The sequence below is a fragment of the Parahaemophilus parainfluenzae genome (assembly GCF_001055095.1).
Classification (GTDB): Bacteria; Pseudomonadota; Gammaproteobacteria; order Enterobacterales; family Pasteurellaceae; genus Haemophilus_D; species Haemophilus_D parainfluenzae_Z.
This window is the reverse complement of the sequence record NZ_JVHG01000010.1, coordinates 145362-168190: the sequence shown is the minus strand read 5'-3', so window position 1 is coordinate 168190 and position 22829 is coordinate 145362. Positions and strand designations below refer to the sequence as shown.

At 39.3% G+C, this 22829-nt stretch carries 21 protein-coding genes; 7 read left to right on the top strand and 14 right to left on the bottom strand.

Annotated features, from left to right (window positions below):
- Positions 1 to 20 precede the first annotated feature (20 nt).
- Positions 21 to 650 carry a histidine phosphatase family protein gene (locus ADA56_RS02800; RefSeq protein WP_049369076.1) on the top strand — a complete coding sequence of 210 codons (630 nt, stop codon included), beginning with the start codon at positions 21 to 23 and terminating at the stop codon, positions 648 to 650.
- A 73-nt stretch (positions 651 to 723) separates the two neighbouring features.
- On the opposite strand, the gene apbC is transcribed toward ADA56_RS02800, so the two are convergent.
- The gene (apbC, locus tag ADA56_RS02795; RefSeq protein ID WP_049364122.1) at positions 724 to 1836 is read right to left on the bottom strand and encodes an iron-sulfur cluster carrier protein ApbC; all 1113 of its coding nucleotides are present in this window, start codon (positions 1834 to 1836) and stop codon (positions 724 to 726) included.
- Between the two features lie 161 nt (positions 1837 to 1997).
- Here apbC and metG point away from each other — a divergent pair, with 161 nt between their 5' ends.
- Entirely contained in the window at positions 1998 to 4046 is a 2049-nt protein-coding gene (gene metG / locus ADA56_RS02790; protein ID WP_049369075.1) for a methionine--tRNA ligase, read from the top strand.
- Positions 4047 to 4150: 104 nt separating this feature from the next.
- On the top strand, positions 4151 to 5011 hold the full coding sequence (tehB, locus tag ADA56_RS02785) for an SAM-dependent methyltransferase TehB (protein WP_049369073.1): 861 nt from the start codon (positions 4151 to 4153) through the stop codon (positions 5009 to 5011).
- 50 nt (positions 5012 to 5061) lie between these two features.
- Here the strand turns inward: tehB and ADA56_RS02780 are convergent, their stop codons facing one another.
- From ADA56_RS02780 to ADA56_RS02760, 5 genes are all read right to left on the bottom strand, one after another.
- A complete protein-coding gene (locus ADA56_RS02780; RefSeq protein WP_049369069.1) occupies positions 5062 to 5424 on the bottom strand; it encodes a hypothetical protein in 363 nt (120 codons plus the stop codon).
- 69 nt (positions 5425 to 5493) lie between these two features.
- Positions 5494 to 6321, bottom strand: a complete 828-nt coding sequence (gene dapD, locus ADA56_RS02775) for a 2,3,4,5-tetrahydropyridine-2,6-dicarboxylate N-succinyltransferase (RefSeq protein WP_005695977.1) — start codon at positions 6319 to 6321, stop codon at positions 5494 to 5496.
- Between the two features lie 150 nt (positions 6322 to 6471).
- Positions 6472 to 6936: a glycine zipper 2TM domain-containing protein gene (locus ADA56_RS02770; RefSeq protein ID WP_049369068.1), complete on the bottom strand. Its 465-nt coding sequence runs from the start codon at positions 6934 to 6936 to the stop codon at positions 6472 to 6474.
- Positions 6937 to 6959: 23 nt separating this feature from the next.
- A complete protein-coding gene (locus ADA56_RS02765; protein WP_049369067.1) occupies positions 6960 to 7259 on the bottom strand; it encodes a hypothetical protein in 300 nt (99 codons plus the stop codon).
- A gap of 4 nt (positions 7260 to 7263) precedes the next feature.
- On the bottom strand, positions 7264 to 7833 hold the full coding sequence (locus ADA56_RS02760) for a VOC family protein (RefSeq protein WP_049369065.1): 570 nt from the start codon (positions 7831 to 7833) through the stop codon (positions 7264 to 7266).
- Between the two features lie 88 nt (positions 7834 to 7921).
- Here ADA56_RS02760 and argS point away from each other — a divergent pair, with 88 nt between their 5' ends.
- A complete protein-coding gene (gene argS / locus ADA56_RS02755; protein WP_049369063.1) occupies positions 7922 to 9655 on the top strand; it encodes an arginine--tRNA ligase in 1734 nt (577 codons plus the stop codon).
- 34 nt (positions 9656 to 9689) lie between these two features.
- On the opposite strand, the gene smrB is transcribed toward argS, so the two are convergent.
- The gene (gene smrB / locus ADA56_RS02750; RefSeq protein ID WP_049369061.1) at positions 9690 to 10199 is read right to left on the bottom strand and encodes an endonuclease SmrB; all 510 of its coding nucleotides are present in this window, start codon (positions 10197 to 10199) and stop codon (positions 9690 to 9692) included.
- 84 nt (positions 10200 to 10283) lie between these two features.
- Between smrB and prmB the strand changes: the two genes are divergently transcribed.
- Together prmB and ADA56_RS02740 are read left to right on the top strand one after the other, a co-directional pair.
- Positions 10284 to 11228, top strand: coding sequence for a 50S ribosomal protein L3 N(5)-glutamine methyltransferase (gene prmB / locus ADA56_RS02745; RefSeq protein WP_049369059.1), 945 nt, complete (start codon positions 10284 to 10286; stop codon positions 11226 to 11228).
- A gap of 97 nt (positions 11229 to 11325) precedes the next feature.
- Complete coding sequence (locus ADA56_RS02740) at positions 11326 to 12390, top strand: MFS transporter (RefSeq protein WP_049369057.1); 1065 nt, start codon at positions 11326 to 11328, stop codon at positions 12388 to 12390.
- A 57-nt stretch (positions 12391 to 12447) separates the two neighbouring features.
- Here ADA56_RS02740 and cysB read toward each other — a convergent pair whose 3' ends face one another.
- The 5 genes from cysB to sucC form a co-directional block, all read right to left on the bottom strand.
- A complete protein-coding gene (gene cysB, locus ADA56_RS02735; RefSeq protein ID WP_049366941.1) occupies positions 12448 to 13419 on the bottom strand; it encodes an HTH-type transcriptional regulator CysB in 972 nt (323 codons plus the stop codon).
- Positions 13420 to 13431: 12 nt separating this feature from the next.
- Positions 13432 to 14442, bottom strand: a complete 1011-nt coding sequence (gene rluB / locus ADA56_RS02730) for a 23S rRNA pseudouridine(2605) synthase RluB (protein ID WP_080972323.1) — start codon at positions 14440 to 14442, stop codon at positions 13432 to 13434.
- A gap of 40 nt (positions 14443 to 14482) precedes the next feature.
- The gene (locus ADA56_RS02725; RefSeq protein ID WP_005695962.1) at positions 14483 to 15106 is read right to left on the bottom strand and encodes an L-threonylcarbamoyladenylate synthase; all 624 of its coding nucleotides are present in this window, start codon (positions 15104 to 15106) and stop codon (positions 14483 to 14485) included.
- A 122-nt stretch (positions 15107 to 15228) separates the two neighbouring features.
- Positions 15229 to 16098, bottom strand: a complete 870-nt coding sequence (gene sucD, locus ADA56_RS02720; protein WP_049369056.1) for a succinate--CoA ligase subunit alpha — start codon at positions 16096 to 16098, stop codon at positions 15229 to 15231.
- 2 nt (positions 16099 to 16100) lie between these two features.
- Complete coding sequence (gene sucC, locus ADA56_RS02715; RefSeq protein WP_049369055.1) at positions 16101 to 17267, bottom strand: ADP-forming succinate--CoA ligase subunit beta; 1167 nt, start codon at positions 17265 to 17267, stop codon at positions 16101 to 16103.
- Positions 17268 to 17412: 145 nt separating this feature from the next.
- Between sucC and cytX the strand changes: the two genes are divergently transcribed.
- Complete coding sequence (cytX, locus tag ADA56_RS02710; protein ID WP_049369054.1) at positions 17413 to 18591, top strand: putative hydroxymethylpyrimidine transporter CytX; 1179 nt, start codon at positions 17413 to 17415, stop codon at positions 18589 to 18591.
- A 101-nt stretch (positions 18592 to 18692) separates the two neighbouring features.
- Here cytX and odhB read toward each other — a convergent pair whose 3' ends face one another.
- A complete protein-coding gene (gene odhB, locus ADA56_RS02705; RefSeq protein WP_049369053.1) occupies positions 18693 to 19919 on the bottom strand; it encodes a 2-oxoglutarate dehydrogenase complex dihydrolipoyllysine-residue succinyltransferase in 1227 nt (408 codons plus the stop codon).
- A 57-nt stretch (positions 19920 to 19976) separates the two neighbouring features.
- Positions 19977 to 22784, bottom strand: a complete 2808-nt coding sequence (gene sucA, locus ADA56_RS02700) for a 2-oxoglutarate dehydrogenase E1 component (RefSeq protein WP_049369052.1) — start codon at positions 22782 to 22784, stop codon at positions 19977 to 19979.
- Positions 22785 to 22829: the final 45 nt, after the last annotated feature.

Sequence of the window (22829 nt, the reverse complement as noted above, 5' to 3'; positions counted from 1 at the left end):
CTTTTTTATGGACATGCAAAATGAAAAAACAACTGACTTTTTATTTCATTCGCCACGGTAAAACTGTTTGGAATACGGAAGGTTTAATGCAAGGTCATGGCGATTCCCCATTGACCGAAGAAGGCATTAGTGGTGCGAAAAAAACAGGTATTGCACTTAATAACATTCCCTTTGTTGCGGCCTACTCTAGTGTATTAAAACGTACCATCGCGACAGCCTCTCATATTATTGGTGAACGAGATATTCCCCTTTTCCATCACCAAGGTTTAAACGAACAATATTTTGGTTCTTGGGAAGGTCAACTTGTTGATACCTTAAGAGAACATCCGGAATTCCAGCAACTCATTAAAGATCCTGCCAATTACAAAGCTCAAGTAAATGGCGGAGAAACGTTCGAACAATTGGGCGAGCGAGCCATGAAAGCATTGCACGACATTATTAAGATCCACAATCAAGGCAATATTCTCATTGTGTCGCATGGCCATACTCTACGTTTATTGCTTGCCTTATTAAATGGCGCAACCTGGCAAAATCACCGCGATGAAGATAAATCAGTATCGCTTATTAACACCTCAATTAGTGTTGTGCATTATGACGATGAGAACGGTTTTTGCGTTGAGAAAATAAATGATGCAGATCATTTAAAATAAGCAAATTTCGCTAAAAAAATAACCGCACTTTAGATGACCTAAAGTGCGGTTAATTTTTATGATGTTTTTGTAATTATTTCACTTCGCGGAATAAAATCTCGCTTGGAATCACAGAACCTTGCCAGTAAAGCTCGGTTGATACTTTCTCTGCTAAATCTAAGAAAGATTTCGCAATTTCACTGTCTGGTGCAGCAACTACAGTTGGTTTACCCGCATCCAAATCTTGACGAACTTGGATATTCAACGGTAACTGACCTAATACTTTCACATTGTATTTTTGTGCCATTTTTTCTGCTCCACCAGTACCGAAAATTGCTTCGTGATGACCACAATTGCTACAAATATGCATAGACATATTTTCCACAATACCTAACACTGGCACCGATACACGTTCAAACATCGATACACCTTTCACCGCATCTAATAATGCAATATCTTGTGGGGTTGTGACCACTACCGCACCCGTTACAGGGATTTGTTGTGAAAGCGTTAATTGGATATCACCTGTACCCGGTGGCATATCAATCACTAAGTAATCTAAGCTGTCCCATAAGGTTTCATTTAAAAGTTGGCTTAATGCGCTACTTGCCATTGGACCACGCCAAATGGTTGCATTATCTTCATCCATTAAGAAACCAATCGAGTTAGCAGATAAACCATACGCTTTAATTGGAGTAATATGTTGGTTATCTGGTGAAGTTGGGCGTTGATGCGGCGCACCTAACATATGCGGAATAGATGGGCCGTAAATATCTGCATCTAAGATCCCTACGCGAGCACCTTGAGCTTGTAAAGCAAGCGCAAGATTCACCGAAACGGATGATTTCCCTACCCCACCTTTACCTGAAGTCACTGCAATGATGTTCTTCACACCTTTTACAGCGGGTTGATTATTCGCACGTTTTAAGGTTGCGATTTGATAATTCACTACCCATTTGATTTCTTTGCTATCCGTTGCTTTTAATAACGCATCAGAAAGCTGTTGTTTCACTTGCTCCACGCCAGTGTTCCATGCAAAAGGCAGTTGTAATTCAATACGCAATACATCGCCACCTTTTTCTACTTTCTTCAAAGTATTTAATGCGATTAAATCTTTTTGCAAACTTGGGTGTTGAAATTGTTGGAAAAGTTGCAGAACCTGAGCTTGTTGTTCTGCTGTTAAATTTTCAGAAAAAGCAGTTGCCATAATATTCCTTTAATAGTAGTAGGTAGTAGAGTAAATTTGTCAGGGATATTCTACCCCTTTTCCCCCTCAAATGTTAAGCTAAAAGTATAACTAAACTAGAAAAAATCACACTAATCGGGTAACATACTCGCAATTTTTGCAAAAAGAATAAGAGAAAAATAATGACAACTCAACCTCGTAAAATTTTAGTCACATGTGCATTACCTTATGCAAATGGTGCCATTCATTTAGGCCATATGTTAGAACACATTCAAGCAGATATTTGGGTGCGTTTCCAACGTATGCGTGGTAATAAAATTCATTTTGTCTGTGCAGATGACGCGCACGGCACACCAATCATGCTTAATGCTGATAAATTAGGCATTACACCAGAAGAATTAATCGCAAAAGCAAAAGCCGATCACGTACGTGATTTTGCAGGTTTTAATATCAGTTTTGATAACTATCACTCTACTCACAGTGAAGAAAATAAACAACTCACTGCGGACATTTACAATAAATTAAAAGCAAAAGGCTTCATTAAAACAAAAGTCATTTCTCAGTTATTCGATCCTGAAAAAAACATGTTCTTACCGGATCGTTTCGTCAAAGGGACTTGTCCAAAATGTAAAGCTGAAGATCAATATGGTGATAACTGCGAAGTTTGTGCATCCACTTATAGCCCGATGGATTTAATTAATCCACGTTCTGCTGTATCAGGTGCAACACCAATCATTAAAGAATCTGAACACTTCTTCTTTGACTTACCTGCTTTTGAAGGGATGTTAAAAGAATGGACTCGCTCTGGCTCACTTCAACCGGAAATTGCAAACAAAATGCAAGAATGGTTTGAAAGTGGTTTGCAACAATGGGATATCTCTCGTGATGCCCCTTATTTTGGTTTTGAAATTCCAGGTGCAAAAGATAAATTCTTCTATGTTTGGCTAGATGCCCCAATCGGCTACATGGCTTCTTTCAAAAATCTCTGCGATCGTGAAGGCATTGATTTTAATGAATTCTGGGGAGAAAACAGCGATACAGAACTTTATCACTTTATCGGTAAAGATATCGTATATTTCCACAGTCTATTCTGGCCGGCGATGTTAGAAGGTAGCGAATTCCGCAAACCAACCAATGTGTTTGCTCACGGTTATGTCACCGTAGATGGCGCAAAAATGTCAAAATCACGCGGTACATTTATCCAAGCCAGCACCTATTTAAATCACATTGACCCAGAATGTTTGCGTTACTACTACGCAGCGAAATTAAACGATCGCATCGAAGATCTTGATTTTAACTTGGAAGATTTCGTTCAACGTGTCAATACGGATATCGTGAATAAATTAGTCAATTTAGCGTCTCGTAATGCGGGCTTTATTACAAAACGTTTCGAAGGCAAATTAGCAGATAAATTAGAAGATGAGGCGCTTTTTAATGAATTCACCGCACAAGCTGAACAAATTGCTGCTTACTATGAAAGCCGTGAATACAACAAAGCCATTCGTGAAATTATGGCATTAACCGATAAAGCCAATAAATATATTGATGAAAAAGCGCCTTGGGTGATTGCGAAAGAAGAAGGTAAAGATGCCGAATTACAAGCAGTTTGCTCAATGGGTATCGAACTTTTCCGTGTATTAATGTCTTACTTAAAACCGGTTCTTCCAAAACTGGCTGAACGTGCAGAAGCGTTCTTACAAACAGAACTGACTTGGAATAATATTGCACAGCCTTTATTAGGTCATCAACTTACTCCATTTAAAGCGCTTTTCTCTCGTTTAGAGAAAAAACAAATTGATGCTGTTGTAGAAGAAACTAAAGCACTTTTCGCTGAAGCAAATAAAGCGACAGAAAAAACAGCAGCAAAAGCGACCGCACTTTCAAATGTTGAACCAATTGCTGACACCATTACCATTGATGATTTTGCTAAAATCGATATGCGTGTGGCAAAAGTACTGAAATGCGAAGCTGTACCAGAATCAAACAAACTCTTACGTTTTGAATTAGACTTAGGCGATCATACTCGTCAAGTGTTCTCTGGCATTAAAGCAGCTTACAACAAACCTGAAGAATTAGAAGGTCGTTTTGTTATTGTGGTTGCAAACCTGGCTCCTCGCAAAATGAAATTCGGTGTATCAGAAGGAATGATTCTTTCTGCAGGTACTGGCGGAAGTGATTTATTCTTACTTTCAGCTGATAGCGGTGTCACTGCCGGTATGCAAGTAAAATAATTTAATATTTAGGCGACTTCGGTCGCCTTTTTTATTGCCAAACAGAACCAAATACCCTACCATATCAATCAGCTATTTATCACGCAAATTAAAAGGAATTCATTATGACAAACGAACTTATCTGCTATAAACAAATGCCGGTTTGGACAAAAGATAAATTACCTAAAATGTTTCAAGAAAAACACAATACTAAAGTGGGCACTTGGGGCAAGCTTACGGTATTAAAAGGTAAACTTAAGTTTTATGAGCTAACTGAAAATGGCGATGTCATTGCTGAACATATTTTCACCCCAGAAAGTGATATTCCATTTGTTGAACCACAAGCCTGGCACCGAGTTGAAGCCCTTTCTGATGACTTAGAATGTACGCTTGGCTTCTATTGCACAAAAGAAGATTACTTCAGCAAAAAATATAATATGACGGCAACGCATGGTGATGTGGTTGATGCAGCTAAAATTATTAAGCCTTGCAAAGTGTTAGATTTAGGCTGCGGACAAGGTCGTAACTCCCTTTATTTAAGTTTAAAAGGTTATGATGTGACTTCTTGGGATCACAACGAAAACAGTATTGCCTTCTTAAACGAAACTAAAGATAAAGAAAACTTAAATATTAAAACTGCTATTTATGATATTAACACCGCTAATATTCAAGAAAACTACGACTTTATTTTATCTACCGTGGTATTTATGTTCTTAAATCGTGAGCGAATTCCAGCCATTATTAAGAATATGCAAGAACACACCAACCCAGGTGGTTACAACTTAATTGTAGCAGCGATGTCTACACCTGAGGTACCTTGTCCATTAGCATTCTCATTTACGTTCTCTGAAGGTGAATTAAAAGAATACTATAAAGATTGGGAATTCTTAGAATACAACGAAAATATGGGCGAATTACATAAAACTGATGAAAACGGCAATCGCATTAAATTAAAATTTGCGACAATGTTAGCAAGAAAAAAATAATTCGCTAATTTAGAAAAGAAAATGACCGCACTTTGTTAGATAAAGTACGGTCATTTTTTATAGTTTTCACAATCTCTAGATGGATAACGATAAACGAGGTTTATTTTAGTAGTTATAAAGAGATCTATCTCTTCTGCTCCCTTACAATACCTATCATTTTGAAAAATAAATCCAGCTTTTGCTAAGATATCCTTAATTAGAGATATTTTCATATTTTCTTTAAAATTAATTATGATATAGGAAGAAATTTTAGTGTTATTGTCTATAGAATCTATGGATTGAGCAGCTTCTTTATTGAATACCGATAAAATATGATTTTGGTGCTTAAGAGCATCCCATCTTTTTTCTGATTGGCTTTTTATTCCCCAAATAGAAAAAAATATAAAAACAACAAAAATAAACTTTTTAATCATTATTATCTATGATAAATAAAACCGCACTAAGTTATTTTAAAGTGCGGTTTGTTTTCTATAAGATCTTAATTACTCTTCAATAGAGCGTAATAATTCGTTGATACCTACTTTACCTAAAGTTTTTGCATCAACTTTTTTCACGATCACTGCACAGTATAAGCTGTATTTACCACATTTAGATGGAAGGCTACCTGAAACCACTACAGAACCAGCAGGAACGCGGCCATAGAATACTTCACCTGTTTCACGATCGTAGATCTTCGTTGATTGACCAATGAATACGCCCATAGAGATCACGCAACCATCTTCCACAATCACGCCCTCAACGACTTCAGAACGTGCACCGATAAAACAGTTATCACCGATAATAGTTGGGTTTGCTTGTAATGGCTCTAATACACCACCAATGCCTACACCACCAGATAAGTGTACATTTTTACCAATTTGCGCACATGAACCAACAGTTGCCCATGTATCAACCATGGTACCTTCACCCACGTATGCACCGATATTGACATAAGAAGGCATCAATACACAGTTTTTAGAAATATATGCGCCTTTACGTACTGTTGCAGAAGGTACGACACGGAAACCTTCTTGAGCAAAACGCTCTTCAGTATAGTCAGCAAATTTTAATGCTACTTTGTCGTAGTATTTAGTTTCAGCGCCATCAATGATTTGGTTATCATTGATACGGAAAGATAATAATACCGCTTTTTTCAACCATTGATGAGTAACCCATTCGCCATCAATTTTTTCTGCAACACGGTATTTACCGCTATCTAATCCTTCGATCACTTCTTCGATTGCTGCACGAGTTTGTGCATCAACTGTTTTAGGGGTGATTTCCGCACGTTTTTCAAATGCAGCTTCAATAACTTGTTGTAAATTTGACATTTTGCTTCCTATTGTTGATGTGAAATAACGGTTGATAGTTGTATCATATTTTTGACTTTCAAGCAAAAAACAACCGCACTTTCTTTTGATTTAAAACATAAAAAAAGCGAACCTTATTATGGCTCGCTTTTTTCTATTTTTTCGTTTAAGTTAGTTGATAACAGAAACATTTAATGATGAACCGCCAACGATTCTTACGCGACGACCTGCTTTAAAGCTAGGATCCGCTTTTTGAACCACAACGATCTCTTCTCTATTATCTTTTCTGATAACAAGCTCTGCACCATTAACTTGGCTCATTTTCTCTTCAATTTTGCTACCTGCAATGGCACCGCCAATCGCACCAATAACACTTGCAATGGCTTGACCTGTACCACCACCGATTGTGCTGCCAGCGATACCACCTAAAGCACCACCACCAACTGAACCAATGACACCATTGTTATCAGCTTGGATTTTAACAGGACGAACAGATACGATTGTACCATAACTAATTGAACGAGCTTCTTTTGCTTGATCTGCAGAGTATACATCACCACTAAAAACATCGGTGTTTGCACAACCCGTTAAACCAACAGACATCATAAGTGCTAATGCTACTGTTACTTTTTTCATAAAACTAACCTTCTAAAAATGAATTAGATTGGGTTTCTTGGAGACCAAGTAGAAACGTTTTTCACGCCTTGACCGTTGTCAGATACTTTCACACAAGCACCAGTTACTAAAGTTGAATCGTATTTGTGAACGATAACTTCTGTTTCACCTTCTTGTTTGTATGAGCAGTCGTTTTTACGAACGGTTAATTTTATATCATCACCTTGTAATTCGGTGAAGATAACTTGACCTTTATAAGCGCTTTCATCTTTTTGTGATTGAGATGAACAAGCTGATAAACCTAAACTTAATAAGACAGTTAATGCTAAGGTAATTTTTTTCATTACACTAAACCTCGAGTATTTTCTTTATTGTATAAGGATGAACCTTTATGCAAACGTGATTTTCTGTTTTATCAACAAAACTCACTGCAATGGATGGATTGGGCAATTGCTCCCCTTCCACCTTAGGTTCGCTCACCTTCATGGTTAATTGAGTTAGTTCCTTCCATAAAAATGTATTGCAAATTCGATTACCCCAATCCTCAACAGATTCATGAGATAAAAACGGCATTACAATTTCAATATGTTCCCAAGTTTCTTGGGGATATTGTTTATTTTTAGGAAACGGTAATTCAATAACATCGACAGGCTGACCAATGAAATCAACTGGCTCATCTAATTCAATCAAATAGATAGGACGCCCATTGACGATATTATCGCTTAAAATTCTACCGCACTTTAATAACTCTGTCAGCCAATTTTTTGCTTTTTCTTTAGTATTTGCTCTTAAAGCTAAATGATCAATTTGATAATCCGCTAAATTCACTTTCATGACGGCAGCTAATTGCTGAATTTTTTCCTGAAATAAAGGCAACTCTTGATAAAGTGCGGCCGATTTTTCCATTAAATTTGACATTTTCTCCTGCTCTTACTTTGAGAAATCTATAAACAACGGTATCATAGCCGATTATTTTCATTATTCAATTTCAAGATTAGGAAAAACCGTGAATATTCAATCTATTTTATCCGATAAAATTAAACAAGCGATGATTGCTGCTGGCGCAGATGAACAATGTGATGCGCTTATTCGCCAATCAGGTAAACCACAATTTGGCGACTACCAAGCAAACGGCATCATGGCTGCCGCTAAAAAACTAGGTTTAAATCCACGTGAATTTGCACAAAAAGTATTAGATCATGCTGATCTTTCTGATGTCGCTGAAAAAACTGAAATTGCTGGTCCAGGTTTTATTAATATTTTCTTAAATCCAACTTGGTTAGCGAATAATGTTTCTGCCGCATTAAAAGATCAAAATCTTGGTGTCAGCGCAAATGAAAAACAAACTATCGTGATTGATTATTCTTCACCAAACGTTGCGAAAGAAATGCACGTAGGTCACTTACGTTCTACCATTATCGGTGATGCTGTTGTTCGCACCCTTGAATTTTTAGGTCATAACGTTATTCGTGCGAACCACGTGGGTGACTGGGGTACGCAATTTGGTATGCTTATTGCTTATCTTGAAAAAATGGAAAATGAACATGCGAGTGAAATGGAACTTCAAGATCTTGAAGCATTCTATCGCGAAGCGAAAAAACATTATGATGAAGATGAAGCGTTCGCTGAAAAAGCCCGTAACTATGTAGTGAAATTGCAAGGTGGAGATGAATATTGCCGCACAATGTGGAAAAAATTAGTCGATATCACTATGCAACAAAACCAACGTAACTACGATCGTTTGAATGTTACGTTAACCGAAAAAGATGTGATGGGTGAAAGTCTTTATAACCCGATGTTACCTGCTATCGTTGAAGATCTGAAAAAACAAGGTTTAGCGGTTGAAGATGAAGGGGCGCTAGTGGTTTATCTTGATGAATTCAAGAATAAAGAAGGCGAAGCAATGGGCGTTATCGTTCAGAAGAAAGATGGCGGTTTCCTTTATACCACTACCGATATTGCAGCGGCTAAATATCGTTATGAAACCTTAAAAGCGGATCGTGCATTAGTGTTCTCTGATACACGTCAAAGCCAACACATGCAACAAGCCTGGTTAATTACGCGTAAAGCCGGTTATGTACCAGACAGCTTCTCACTTGAACATAAAAACTTCGGTATGATGTTGGGTAAAGATGGTAAACCATTCAAAACTCGTACTGGCGGCACCGTAAAATTAGCAGATTTATTAGATGAAGCGATTGAGCGTGCCACTGTATTAATCAACGAGAAAAATACCAACTTATCTGATGAAGAAAAAACTGCGGTTATTGAAGCGGTGGGTATTGGCTCGGTGAAATATGCGGATCTTTCTAAAAACCGTACCACTGACTATGTATTCGATTGGGATAATATGCTCAGCTTTGAAGGTAATACCGCGCCTTATATGCAATATGCTTACACACGTATTCGTTCAATCTTCAATAAAGCAGACGTGAATCCAACCGCACTTGCAGAAGCGAAAATTCAGCTTTCTGATGAAAAAGAACGTGCATTAGCCATCAAATTGCTTCAATTTGAAGAAGCGGTTCAAACTGTGGGCAAAGAAGGGACACCGCATGTGCTCTGTGCTTATTTATATGAATTGGCAGGTGTGTTCTCCTCATTCTATGAACACTGTCCAATCTTAAATGCTGAAGACGAAAGCGTAAAATTAAGCCGTTTAAAACTCGCTTCTCTTACAGAGAAAACCTTAAAACAAGGTTTAGAGTTATTAGGCATTAAGACAATCGAAAAAATGTAAAAAAAGTGCGGTCAATTTCGACCGCACTTTTTCTTTATACATCCACTAAAATGAGTATCGCCGCTTCTCCGCCCCATTCTTTGGGTGCTTGGTGTAACGCCCGTACCTTAGGGTGTTGAACTAACCATCGTGGAATTTGTTTTTTCAACGTGAACGTACCATAGCCAGTCATAATGCTCGCGCAATAAACATGCTCATCTTCACAAGCTAACAACAGTGCTGCCAATTCCATTTTGGCTTGTTCACGGGTTAAACCATGTAAATCCAAAAATAATTCGGGTGAAAAATCGCCACGACGAAGTTGTTTCAATAAATGGCTATCTTCCCCTTCGCGTAAATATTTGATGACACCATCATGTTCATTTAGCAATGGTTCATATTCATCGGAAAAATAGAAAAGCGTATCTTCTTTTTCTCGAATATCACGTAAAGGGGATTTTTTTTGACCACTCTTTTGACGTGGCGCCACAAAGGTATCTTGCTTGATGGGTTTGATCCCTTTTGTTTCCGCCCGAAAAAGATCGAAATCATCTGGTTCTGTCATTATTTTTCTCAATTTGTTATTTTGCTTAATGATAGCACATCTATTCTATGGTATAACTAGCCAAATTTTTTATTGAGGCACAAAATGGAAACCTTACACAATCAAGAACTTATTGCGACAATTTTAGAAGATAATGTGGCAAGCGAATTAACGACCATTCAAGATTTTTTACGCTGGACATACAGCACATTTAACCGTTCTGATATTTATTACGGACAAGGCCATGACAATGCTTGGGATGAAAGTCTTCAATTAGTGCTTGCAGGACTTCAATTACCGCTCGATTTACCGCAAGATTTATTTAACAGTAAACTGACTCATTCAGAAAAAGAAACTTTAGTACAATTAGTTTTAAGTCGTATCGAACAACGTGTGCCAGTCGCTTATTTAACGAATAGTGCATGGTTCTGCGGATTAGAATTTTATGTAGATGAGCGCACAATTATTCCTCGCTCGCCAATTAGTGCATTAATCCAAGATAAATTTGCTCCGCTTTTAAAATCTGAGCCAAAACGCATTTTGGATCTTTGTACTGGCAGTGGTTGTATCGCAATCGCGACGGCTGAAGGCTTTCCTGAAGCTGAAGTGGATGCAGTCGATCTTTCTGTAGATGCGTTAAATGTGGCAGAAATCAATATTGCGCGTCATCAATTAGAACATCGTGTTTTCCCGATTCAATCAGATTTATTCCAAAATCTCTTCGGTCAACAATATGATTTAATCGTCACCAATCCGCCTTATGTGGATGAAGAAGATTTGGCAGATATGCCGGAAGAATTCCATTATGAACCTGAATTAGCTTTAGGTTCCGGTGTTGATGGGTTAGAAATTACAAAACAAATTTTAAAACAAGCGCCAGATTATTTAACACCAAATGGCATGCTCGTTTGTGAAGTGGGCAACAGCATGGTGAGCCTTATCGAGCAATACCCAGATGTGCCATTTGAATGGGTTGAACTAAAAAATGGTGGCCTGGGTGTATTTGCTATTAGCCGCGAAGATTTAGTGAAATATCACGATTCTTTTTAATCTCAAGTGCGGTTAGAAATCGTCATAAATTTTAACCGCACTTAACCAATTACTGGCGCGCGTTCTTAACGCGTGCTTTTCCTTTTTAAATAAAACAATGAATTTACAAAAACTTTTACTGACTCGTCGTTTCTTTTCTACCCTTGCATTCTTTTCCATGCAAACGGTATTTTTCATCTATTTACAAGGAAAAGGATTAAGCAACAGCGAAATTGCCTTTTCGCTCTCGTTGCTTTTTTTCTGCAACCAAGCATTGGCTATTTTAGCCGGTATATGGGGCGATCGTTTTGGACTGGCAAAAATGATGTTGCTCGGATGCTTTTTAGATGTCATCGCCTATATTTTCTTTCTCTCTGCCGACAATTACATTCTGCTTTTAATTGCCACCACCTGTTTTGGCTTAGGCAGCTGTTTGTTTGGTACCAATGCGAAAGCCTGCCTATTGGTACTCGCAGGTGAAGAATACAAAGAGAAAACTCGATTACAGGGAAAATATTTAAAAGTCACCTCCATGTCGTCTATGTTTGCGCCTTTGTTGGTGATTCCATTTATCAAATACAATCATATTGAATGGTTGATTTGGGTCTGCTTTGCTATGGAAGCAGTTCTCTTTGCCTTAATGGTAAAACCGTTTTATCAAATCCAAACTTTGCAAACCTTAGTGAAATTTCGCTTTGCCCAAATTAAAGAAATCATCACTAAAGAATTTTTATTAGTGCATTTGATGTTGTTTATTCCCCTTTCCATTGCAACCTCATTCTTTGTGATCTTCCCGTTCCTATTTGATAACAAATTAGGCATGCCGGAACACTCCCCCATTGCACTTTTTGTGAATGGTTTACTGACAGTGTCATTACAAAGTTATTTTTCTCGAAAAATTAATTTAACGATTAAACAAACACTATGGGTGGCGCCAATCTTGGCTGTTGGTATTATCCTGCCTTGGTTTATTACGTTGAAATATATTTCTTTGCTTTCTACTTATATTTACTTAGTCATTTTCACAGTGATTGAAGTCTATGCTTTAACCGCGATGGCAAATCTATTAGTAAAATTTGATAATGGTACCAACCGAGGTTTTATCTTTGGCTCATCAAGATTATTGCTTTCTATTGCAACAGTCATCGTCATGAACTTAGTGCCACATTTATTTTTATTGTAAAAAAAAACGGTCAGAATTCATATTCAATTCTGACCGCACTTTTATATTTTTCTATGCTTATTTCACTTCTAATTCAACATTATCAAACAATTTCTTCACCGCGCTATTATCACGCAATTTCTCTGCTTTTTCAACCATTGGGCGAGTTAAGTGTGGAGAGAAAAATTCAATAAAGTCATACATATAATTGCGTAAGAAAGTACTGTGTTTAAACGCAATTTGCGTCATACTCGCACGGAACAAATGCCCTGCATCAATCGCCACTAAATCCTTATCTGCCGGTGTATGCGCCATAGATGCCATAATGCCCACACCCAATCCTAAACGCACATAAGTTTTAATCACGTCAGCATCCGTTGCGGTAAACACAATATTTGGCAGAATCCCCGCACGGTTAAACGCATAATCCAAATCAGACACACCGGTAAAACCGAAGGTATAAGTGACTAACGGATATTTACCTAACTCCTCAACAGTAAGATTTTTCACTTTTGCCAAAGGATGGTCAGGTTTAACAATCACCGAACGATTCCACAAATAGCAAGGCAGTTGAATTAAATCATCAAAAAGATACGGCGCTTCTGTTGTGATCGCTAAATCCACTTCGCCCGAAATCAATGCATCATGGATTTGCGTCGGTGAACCTTGGTGAATATGCAAACTCACATCCGGATATTGTTTAGAGAAACGTTCCACCACAGCCGGCAACATATAACGCGCTTGCGTATTAGTTGTCGCAATACGTAACACGCCATGATTCGGGCAAGTATATTCATTGGCCACTGATTTAATACTTTGAGCTTTCACTAAAAGCTCACGAGCAATAGCGACGATCTTTTTACCCGCAGGTGTAATGGATTTAATGTGTTTACCATTACGCTCAAAAATCTCTAAACCTAATTCATCTTCTAACAAGCGAACCTGTTTACTGATACCAGGTTGAGAGGTATAAAGCGCATTTGCGGCTTCAGTCACATTTAAATTTTGGTTTACAATCTCAACAATGTAGCGGAGTTGCTGCATTTTCATCGCGAATACCACCTATTTTTTATAGCGTTTACTTAACTCAGTATAACGTTTTACTGCTTTACGAATTTGACCTGATTTTGGTCGACGACGAGGTTTTGTCACATCCAATTTAGTTTCGGTTTCAGGCGGTAAGCCCACTAATTCACGTAAATAGTTGACGTTTTCCAAATCCATTTCTTCCCAGCCACCTCGCGGTAAACCTTTCATCAGCTTAATGTTGCCGTAACGAATACGAATTAAGCGACTTACCTGAATACCTTGTGATTCCCACAGGCGACGCACTTCACGGTTACGCCCCTCCATTAAAGTCACATCGTACCATTGGTTAATCCCAACACCACCGGCAAATTTGATTTCTTTGAAATTGGCTGGGCCATCTTCCAACTGCACGCCTTTACGTAAACGCGCTAACATGGCATCGTCCACTTGACCAAATACACGCACAGAATACTCACGCTCAACTTCACGGCTTGGATGCATTAAACGGTTAGCTAATTCACCATCTGTTGTGAAAAGTAATAAGCCTGAAGTATTAATATCCAAACGTCCTACCGCAATCCATCTTGCGCCATTTAGGCGTGGTAAACGATCGAATACAGTTGGACGACCTTCAGGATCACTACGCGTACAAAGTTCACCTTCAGGTTTGTAATACATTAATACACGGCACACTTCTTTTTGCGCTTGTTGAAGATTGATGATACGACCATCAATACGCACTTTTACACCAGAATGTACATCGATACGATCGCCAAGAGTCGCCATTTTGCCATCAACACTTACACGATTTTCAGCAATCATCGCTTCAATTTCACGACGAGAGCCTTGCCCAGCACGCGCAAGCACTTTCTGTAATTTTTCACCTTCTACAGTAGATTGGCGAGATAGCTTAGCCACCTTAGTTTTAGGGGTTAATTTGATGTCAGAATTGACCACACTTTTACGATCTTTACGCTCAAAGTGCGGTTGTTTTCCCGCTTGTTTTTCACGTTCTTGTCTGACTGGTTTTTGAATAGGTTTCATCTGTTTTTCCTTTGTCGCTTTCCCAAGCGTCTAAAATAAGTTAAATGAAAGGATCGGTACTACCACTTCCTTCACGTAAAATCACTGGTGATTCTTCCGTTAAATCTACCACCGTTGTTGGCTCTTGACCTAAATAGCCACCATGAATAATTAAATCCACTTGACGTTCTAAGCATTCACGAATCTCTTCTGGATCGGAATAAGTCATATGTTCATTATCTGGCAACATCAGTGAGCAAGATAGAATCGGCTCACCTAATGCCTTCAATAAATCTAAGGCGATTTGATTATCCGGTACACGCAAGCCAATCGTTTTACGTTTTGACGTCATTAATCGACGAGGAAGCTCTTTCGTTGCCGTCAAAATAAAGGTATAACGCCCCGGTGTATTGTTTTTAATTAAGCGATAAGCCACATTACTGACCGTTGCATAGGTTGAAAGCTCGGATAAATCGCTACATACCAACGTAAAATTATGCCCTTCTGGTAATTTACGAATCGCCACAATACGATCCATCGCATGTTTATCGCCGATCATACAGCCTAAGGCATAGCCCGAATCTGTCGGATACACAATGACGCCACCTTGACGCAAAATTTCTACCGCTTGATTAATCAAACGCGCTTGCGGATTTTCAGGGTGGATATAGAAAAATTGGCTCATAATTTTGTCCTTAAAAAACTGATGAGATTATACACCGATTTAGAGGCAGGTTATAAGAATTTGTTATAAAAAACGACCGCACTTTGAAAACGAATCCAAAGTGCGGTCAATTTTTTAAGTTTTTATTTCAACAATTCACGGAGGGCTGAACCGATTTCAGCGAGACTTCTCACTGTCTTCACACCCGCCGCTTCAAGTGCAGCAATTTTATCTGCAGCTGTTCCTTTTCCACCGCTGATAATCGCTCCTGCATGTCCCATACGCTTGCCTTTTGGTGCCGTTACACCTGCGATATAAGCCACCACAGGTTTTGTCACATGAGATTTAATGAACGCTGCTGCCTCTTCTTCTGCAGAGCCACCGATTTCACCAATCATCACGATGGCTTCAGTTTCAGCATCTTCTTGGAATCGTTTAAGAATATCAATGAAGTTAGATCCTGGAATAGGATCGCCGCCGATCCCTACGCAAGTGGATTGACCGAAATCTTCATCTGTTGTTTGTTTTACAGCTTCATAAGTCAAAGTGCCTGAACGAGAAACAATGCCTACTCTGCCTTTTTTATGTATATTGCCCGGCATAATACCAATCTTACATTCATCCGGTGTAATCACGCCTGGACAATTTGGGCCGATCATCACGATACCCGTTTCATTTAATTTTTGTTTTACCAACAACATATCCAATGTTGGAATGCCTTCTGTAATACAGACTACCAACTGAATACCTGCATCAATAGCTTCTAAAATGGCATCTTTGCAAAATGGTGCTGGCACATAGATCATCGTTGCCGTAGCCCCTGTAGCTTGCACCGCTTCACGCACTGTATTAAATACCGGCAAACCTAAATGCGTTGTTCCGCCTTTATTCGGTGAAACGCCACCCACTAACTTGGTACCATAAGCCAATGCTTGCTCGCTGTGAAATGTCCCTTGCGCACCGGTGAAACCTTGGCAAATTACTTTTGTCTCTTTATTAATTAAAATCGCCATGATTATTCTCCTTTTGCCGCTTTCACTGCCGCTTGTGCTGCTTCTTGTAAACTATGTGCTGCAATTAAATTCACACCACTTTCGGCTAAAATTGCTCTACCTTGTGGGGCATTGGTTCCTTCTAATCGAACCACAACAGGCACTTTTACACCGACTTCTTGAATCGCCGCCACGACACCTTCAGCAATAAGATCACAGCGTACAATTCCACCAAAAATATTCACTAAGACAGATTTCACATTTTTATCTGTAAGAATAATCTTAAAGGCTTCAGCCACGCGCTCTTTCGTTGCTCCGCCACCAACATCAAGGAAGTTTGCAGGGTTACCACCATATAATTTCACGATATCCATTGTACCCATAGCAAGTCCTGCGCCATTGACCATACAGCCAATATCACCTTCCAAAGCAACATAGTTAAGCTGATATTTTTCTGCTTCTGCTTCACGTGCATCACTTTGACTTAAATCGCGTAAGGCTAATAAATCAGGATGTCGATAAAGTGAGTTATCATCAATGCCTACTTTCGCATCTACGCAAATTAAATTGCCTTCTTTTGTCACCACAAGCGGATTCACTTCAACTAGAGAAAAATCTTTTTCGATAAAAAGTTTAGCGAGTTTTACAAAAATCTCGGCAAATTGTTTATTTTGTTCGCCACTTAAACCGAGCTTAAAGGCTAATTCACGACCTTGATATGGCATTCCACCCACGAGAGGATCTATTGTCACTTTATGAATTAATTCAGGCGTTTCTCTTGCCACATCCTCAATGCTCATCCCCCCTGCTGAAGAAGCCATAAAAACCACTTTCTGCGAAGCACGATCAATCACTGCACCAAGGTAAAGTTCTTTCTCAATCTGGCAGGTTTCTTCAATATAAATGCTATTAACGGGTTGGCCTTTTTTATCAGTTTGGAAGGTGACTAAATGTTGGCCAAGCCATTTATCTGCAAAAGCACGCGCTTCTTCTGCATTATGCACGAGTTTCACACCACCAGCCTTTCCACGTCCACCTGCGTGAACTTGACATTTCGCTATCCAAACATCACCATTCAGCTGAAAGAGTGCCATTTCAGCTTCATCTACCGTTTGGCACACGACACCTTCACTCACAGGCAGAGCATATTGCTTAAAAAGCTGCTTAGCTTGGTACTCATGTAAATTCATATTTCCTTCCTATTTTTGATGTTGTTTAGCGAAACAAACAAAAATTTGACCGCACTTTGTTTTATTTTAAATTCTGGGCTTGCCCTTTCTATATTGAGTTATATACTGGGACAGAATAACCACAACTCATGTTAAGGATAACAACATGCAAACGAAAAAATCAAGCAATCTTGCGATTGCACTCATTTGGTTTACCGCTGCTATTTCAATGGCAGAAATTCTCACGGGTACTTGGTTTGCACCACTAGGATGGAAACAAGGTTTAATCGCCATCGTTGTTGGACACTTTATTGGTGGTTCGATGTTTTTCTGTGCAGGTTACATCGGTGCAAAAACCCAAAAAAGTGCCATGCAAACGGTACAAATATCATTTGGTGAAAAAGGTTCTGCCCTTTTCTCTTTACTCAATGCCATGCAACTGATGGGATGGACTGCTGTCATGATTTATATGGGGGCTGAAGTCATTTCTATCTTAAATCAAACAGCTGATGCTTCCATCTTTCCATTCCTTACACTTGGCTTAGGCATACTCATCATACTTTGGCTACTACTCGGCTTCACTAAATTAGGTATCTTCAAAAGCCTCTCACTTGTCACCATGTTTTTACTGATGCTGTGGCTAAGTATTCAAGTAGCCAATAAGCCATTTATTGCCATGGACGCTGCACAAAATATTAAATTTGGTACAGCAGTTGAAATTGCTGCCGTCATGCCGCTTTCTTGGTTACCAGTAGTATCTGACCACACAAAGAACAGCGAAACACCATTTAAAACGACCGCACTTTCAACGCTGACTTATACTGCCACCAGCTGCTGGATGTATGCGCTCGGCTTGGGTGCAGCATTAGTGACAGGTAAATCTGAAATCTCCCAAATTCTTTCCCTTGCGGGTGTCAGTGTTATCGGCGTATTAATTGTCATCGCCTCTACCATGATTAACACGGCACTTCCTGCTTATTCCACCGGCATGAGTTTAAACAATATCTTCCATCAATTAAAAGTTACGCCAATCTCCGTGCTTACCGTGATTGTGGGCATTATATTAGCCTCAACCTTACCTGTAACAGAATACGAACATTTCTTGTTCTTTATTGGTTCAGTATTTGCGCCAATGATTGCCGTACTTATTGCTGATTTCTTCGTGCTTAAACAACATGATGTGAGAAAATCAGTTGATAGTGTTGGACTCGGCGTTTGGTTTGTCGGCTTCGTTCTCTATCGTTTTCTTATGGCAAAAGGTTGGGAAAGCGATTTAGGTCTGACTTTCCCTGTTATCATCATTACCTTTATCTTAGCAATCTTAGTACGCAAAATAGCTAAATAAAGATTGGATTTTAATGATAGAAAGGCGGGCTTGTTCCCGCCCTTTTATTCACTTCAATATAAAAAAGGCTTTTTCCCTAGAAAGAGAAAAAGCCTATATGCTTAAATTTCTAACAATAAACGTGTTGGATCTTCTAATAAGTCTCTAATCGCCACTAAGAAGCCAACCGATTCGCGACCATCAATTAAACGGTGGTCATAAGATAAAGCTAAATACATCATCGGACGAATCACTACTTGACCATCTACCGCAACCGGGCGTTCTTTGATGGCATGCATGCCTAAAATTGCACTTTGCGGTGGGTTGATAATTGGTGTGGACATTAAAGAACCAAACACGCCACCATTAGTAATGGTGAAGTTACCGCCTGTTAAATCTTCAACCGTTAATTTACCATCACGGCCTTTTTCAGCTAGCGATTTAATTTGTTTCTCAATATCTGCCATGCTGAGTTTATCGCAGTTGCGTAATACTGGTGTGACTAAACCACGTGGGGTTGAAACGGCAATACTAATATCAAAATAGTTGTGATACACAATATCATCACCGTCAATTGAAGCATTCACTTCAGGATAACGTTTTAATGCTTCAACCACAGCTTTAATGTAGAAAGACATAAAGCCTAAACGTACACCATGTTGTTTTTCAAATTTCTCGCCGTATGTTTTACGTAATTTCATAATCGGCTGCATATCCACTTCATTAAATGTGGTGAGCATTGCCGTGGTATTTTTTGCTTCCAATAAACGTTCTGCAATACGTTTACGTAAACGGGTCATTGGTACGCGTTTTTCTGAACGAGAGCTATATGCCACGGTGCTGATTGTATTCTGCTCTGTCGCCACATCTTGTTTTGCTTTTTGAGCATCACGTTTTGCCACTTCACGCGCAATATCTTCACGGGTAATACGACCGCCCACACCAGAACCTTGAATTTTCTCTGCATCTAAATCATGTTCAGCTAATAAACGACGAATAGCAGGACCTTGATCGGCTGAATTATTGTGACTATTTTCAATCGATGCGCTTTGACGATCCGCAGGCGTTGGTTCATTGTCTTTCACTGTTTCAGATGAAATATCGCCAGCCTGTTGGGTAGAAAGTTTACCCAAAAGCTGTTTACTTACTACGGTAGCCCCTTCCTCTTGAAGAATTTCAGTCACTACGCCATCGCTTAAGGCTGGTACTTCAAGTACCACTTTATCTGTTTCGATTTCCACTAAAACTTCGTCACGTTTTACCGTCTCACCGACTTTTTTATGCCATGTTGCAACAGTTGCATCCGCAACGGATTCCGGTAAATCTGGAACAAGAATTTCGATTGTCATTTTATTTTCCTTTAAATTATTCTTTCTTTAAAAATTACTGAAATTTTGACCGCACTTTTACAGTGTCAGTGCTTCTTCTACCAATTGTTTTTGCTGTTTGGTGTGTAAAGACATATAACCTACGGCTGGTGAAGCAGAGGCAGGACGACCTGCATATTTTAACTTCACATGCTCAGGAATTGAGCTGTCAAAGTTATGTTTACTGCAATACCAAGCTCCTTGGTTTAATGGCTCTTCTTGACACCACACAAAATCCGTCACATGAGCATAAGGCGCTAATGCTTTCTTCACATCTTCATGTGGATACGGATAAAGCTGTTCAATACGAATAATCGCCACATCTGTTTGGTTATTCGCACGGCGTTTTTCTAAGAGATCGTAATACACTTTACCAGAGCATAGAACCACGCGTTTAACTTGTTTTGGATCGATATCATCAATTTCACCAATCACGGTTTGGAATGTGCCGTTTACTAATTCATCCATACTTGAGACCGCAAGTGGATGACGTAATAAAGATTTTGGTGAAATACCAATTAATGGGCGACGCATCTTACGGATCGCTTGGCGACGCAACATGTGGTAAACCTGTGCTGGTGTAGATGGAATACACACTTGCATATTCTGTTCAGCACAAAGTTGTAAATAACGTTCTAAACGAGCGGATGAATGCTCTGGACCTTGTCCTTCATAGCCATGTGGCAATAACATCACCAAGCCACACATTCTGCCCCATTTTTGTTCGCCAGAACTGATAAATTGGTCAATCACGATTTGTGCACCGTTTGCGAAATCACCAAATTGCGCTTCCCAAATGGTTAATGTTTTTGGATCTGTTGTGGCATAACCATATTCAAAGGCCAGTACAGCTTCTTCAGATAATACAGAATCCCACACTTCAAAACGACCTTGGTTGGCATGTAAATGTGTTAATGGCACATAACCTGTACCATCATTTTGGTTATGCACAACCGCATGGCGATGGAAGAACGTACCACGTCCCGCATCTTCACCCGATAAACGAACATTAGCACCTTCATCTAATAAGGTTGCGTATGCCATAGTTTCCGCCATACCCCAATCGAACAATTTCTCGCCTTTTGCCATTTCACGGCGATCAGCATAAATTTTTTCTACACGAGGATGAGCACGCAAGGTTTCTGGATATTCACTGACACGCTCCGCTAAAGTTTGGAAACGTTCTTGTGGGAATTTACTTTCGTAAGGAGATGTCCAGTCATAGTTGAGATATTGCAACCAGTCCATTTGAGCAATATCCATTTCTCGCCATTCTTTCACTACGCGATCGCCATTATCTAAGGCATCACGATAGAGATTCATCATTTCAATGGCTTCCTCTTCGGTAATCACCCCTTCAGCAATTAAACGATCAGCATAAACTTTACGTGGCGTTGGATGTTTTTTGATGATGCTATACATCATAGGTTGAGTGGCTAATGGTTCATCAGCCTCATTATGACCATGACGACGATAAGAAATCAGATCAATGAAAATATCGCGTTTGAATAAATTGCGATATTCCACCGCCATTCTCGCGGCAAAAGCGACCGCTTCAGGATCATCACCATTCACATGAATAATCGGTGCCTGAATCATTTTTGCGATATCAGTACAGTATTCTGTTGAACGGGTATCATTTGGGTTAGAGGTGGTAAAACCAATTTGGTTATTGATCACAATACGGATTGTGCCACCAACGGTATAACCACGTGCATTAGACATATTCAAGGTTTCTTGTACAACACCTTGTCCCGCTACCGCTGAATCCCCATGAACAGTAACAGCTAATACTTGATTACGTTCTGTATCATTCTTTTTGGTTTGACGAGAACGTACTGCACCAATCACTACCGGGCTAACAATTTCTAAATGGGATGGGTTGAATGCAAGGGTTAAATGCACGCGACGATCACCGACGGCAAAGTCAGAAGAGAAACCTTGGTGGTATTTCACGTCACCTGTACGCTCGCCTGAATGTTTACCCGCAAACTCATCGAAAAGATCTTCGGGTTTCTTACCGAGCACGTTTACTAACATGTTTAAACGACCACGGTGTGCCATACCAAACATCACATCTTGTACACCTTGTTTGCTCGCATGACGAATAATTTCTTTCATCAATGGAATAAAGGCATCACTTCCTTCTAAAGAGAAACGTTTTGCTCCCGGGAATTTCGCACCAAGATAACGTTCTAAGCCATCTGCAGCGGTCAATTCACTTAATAAATTAATTTTTTCTTCTTTGGTAAAGAGCGGTTTATTTAATTGGCTTTCTAATTTGCTTTGTAGCCAACTTTTTTGCTCCATATCTTGAACATGCATAAACTCAAGACCAATTGAGCCGCAATAGGTCTCTTTCAGCATTTCAGCTAAATCACCTAACTTGATGTTATCGCGATGATAGACGTAGTGATTAATATTGAAGGTTTCATTGAGATCCTGCTCGGTAAAACCGTGATAACAGTAATCCAATTCAGGTGCGGTAGAGACTTTCCAACGATAATAATTGATTGGGTCTAGTTTTGCTTCTAAATGACCGCGGAAGCGATAAGCGTTGATAAATTGGAGGACTTTGACTAATTTTGCACTGGCTTCTGGATCGATAACCGTCACGGCTTCTGTTGTATTTTCTCGCGCTAAACGACGGAAATAATCACGGACTGGTGAATGTGGTTGCTCTACTGCGGTTGTTTTCGGCAATGCATCAAATGTGGCACGCCAGCTTTCATCGACTGAAGATGGGTCTTCTAAATAACGTTCGTATAATTCCTCAATATACGATTGATTAGAACCACCTAAAGCGGTTGAAGCCAACCATTCATCAAAGGCATTGTAATGCTGCATATCTACCCCTTGTATTACATGATGTTGTCCGCCCATTATACATAG

Bases quoted from the DNA above. Each gene is read 5' to 3' on its own strand.
- prmB (WP_049369059.1), top strand. From the start codon at position 10,284: ATGGAAACCTTACACAATCAAGAACTTATTGCGACAATTTTAGAAGAT.
- ADA56_RS02760 (WP_049369065.1), bottom strand. From the start codon at position 7,833: ATGTCAAATTTAATGGAAAAATCGGCCGCACTTTATCAAGAGTTGCCT.
- dapD (WP_005695977.1), bottom strand. From the start codon at position 6,321: ATGTCAAATTTACAACAAGTTATTGAAGCTGCATTTGAAAAACGTGCG.
- ADA56_RS02725 (WP_005695962.1), bottom strand. From the start codon at position 15,106: ATGAGCCAATTTTTCTATATCCACCCTGAAAATCCGCAAGCGCGTTTG.
- sucC (WP_049369055.1), bottom strand. From the start codon at position 17,267: ATGAATTTACATGAGTACCAAGCTAAGCAGCTTTTTAAGCAATATGCT.
- odhB (WP_049369053.1), bottom strand. From the start codon at position 19,919: ATGACAATCGAAATTCTTGTTCCAGATTTACCGGAATCCGTTGCGGAT.
- cysB (WP_049366941.1), bottom strand. From the start codon at position 13,419: ATGAAAATGCAGCAACTCCGCTACATTGTTGAGATTGTAAACCAAAAT.
- ADA56_RS02770 (WP_049369068.1), bottom strand. From the start codon at position 6,936: ATGAAAAAAGTAACAGTAGCATTAGCACTTATGATGTCTGTTGGTTTA.
- tehB (WP_049369073.1), top strand. From the start codon at position 4,151: ATGACAAACGAACTTATCTGCTATAAACAAATGCCGGTTTGGACAAAA.
- rluB (WP_080972323.1), bottom strand. From the start codon at position 14,442: ATGAAACCTATTCAAAAACCAGTCAGACAAGAACGTGAAAAACAAGCG.
- ADA56_RS02740 (WP_049369057.1), top strand. From the start codon at position 11,326: ATGAATTTACAAAAACTTTTACTGACTCGTCGTTTCTTTTCTACCCTT.
- sucD (WP_049369056.1), bottom strand. From the start codon at position 16,098: ATGGCGATTTTAATTAATAAAGAGACAAAAGTAATTTGCCAAGGTTTC.
- metG (WP_049369075.1), top strand. From the start codon at position 1,998: ATGACAACTCAACCTCGTAAAATTTTAGTCACATGTGCATTACCTTAT.
- sucA (WP_049369052.1), bottom strand. From the start codon at position 22,784: ATGCAGCATTACAATGCCTTTGATGAATGGTTGGCTTCAACCGCTTTA.
- ADA56_RS02765 (WP_049369067.1), bottom strand. From the start codon at position 7,259: ATGAAAAAAATTACCTTAGCATTAACTGTCTTATTAAGTTTAGGTTTA.
- smrB (WP_049369061.1), bottom strand. From the start codon at position 10,199: ATGACAGAACCAGATGATTTCGATCTTTTTCGGGCGGAAACAAAAGGG.
- ADA56_RS02800 (WP_049369076.1), top strand. From the start codon at position 21: ATGAAAAAACAACTGACTTTTTATTTCATTCGCCACGGTAAAACTGTT.
- ADA56_RS02780 (WP_049369069.1), bottom strand. From the start codon at position 5,424: ATGATTAAAAAGTTTATTTTTGTTGTTTTTATATTTTTTTCTATTTGG.
- cytX (WP_049369054.1), top strand. From the start codon at position 17,413: ATGCAAACGAAAAAATCAAGCAATCTTGCGATTGCACTCATTTGGTTT.
- apbC (WP_049364122.1), bottom strand. From the start codon at position 1,836: ATGGCAACTGCTTTTTCTGAAAATTTAACAGCAGAACAACAAGCTCAG.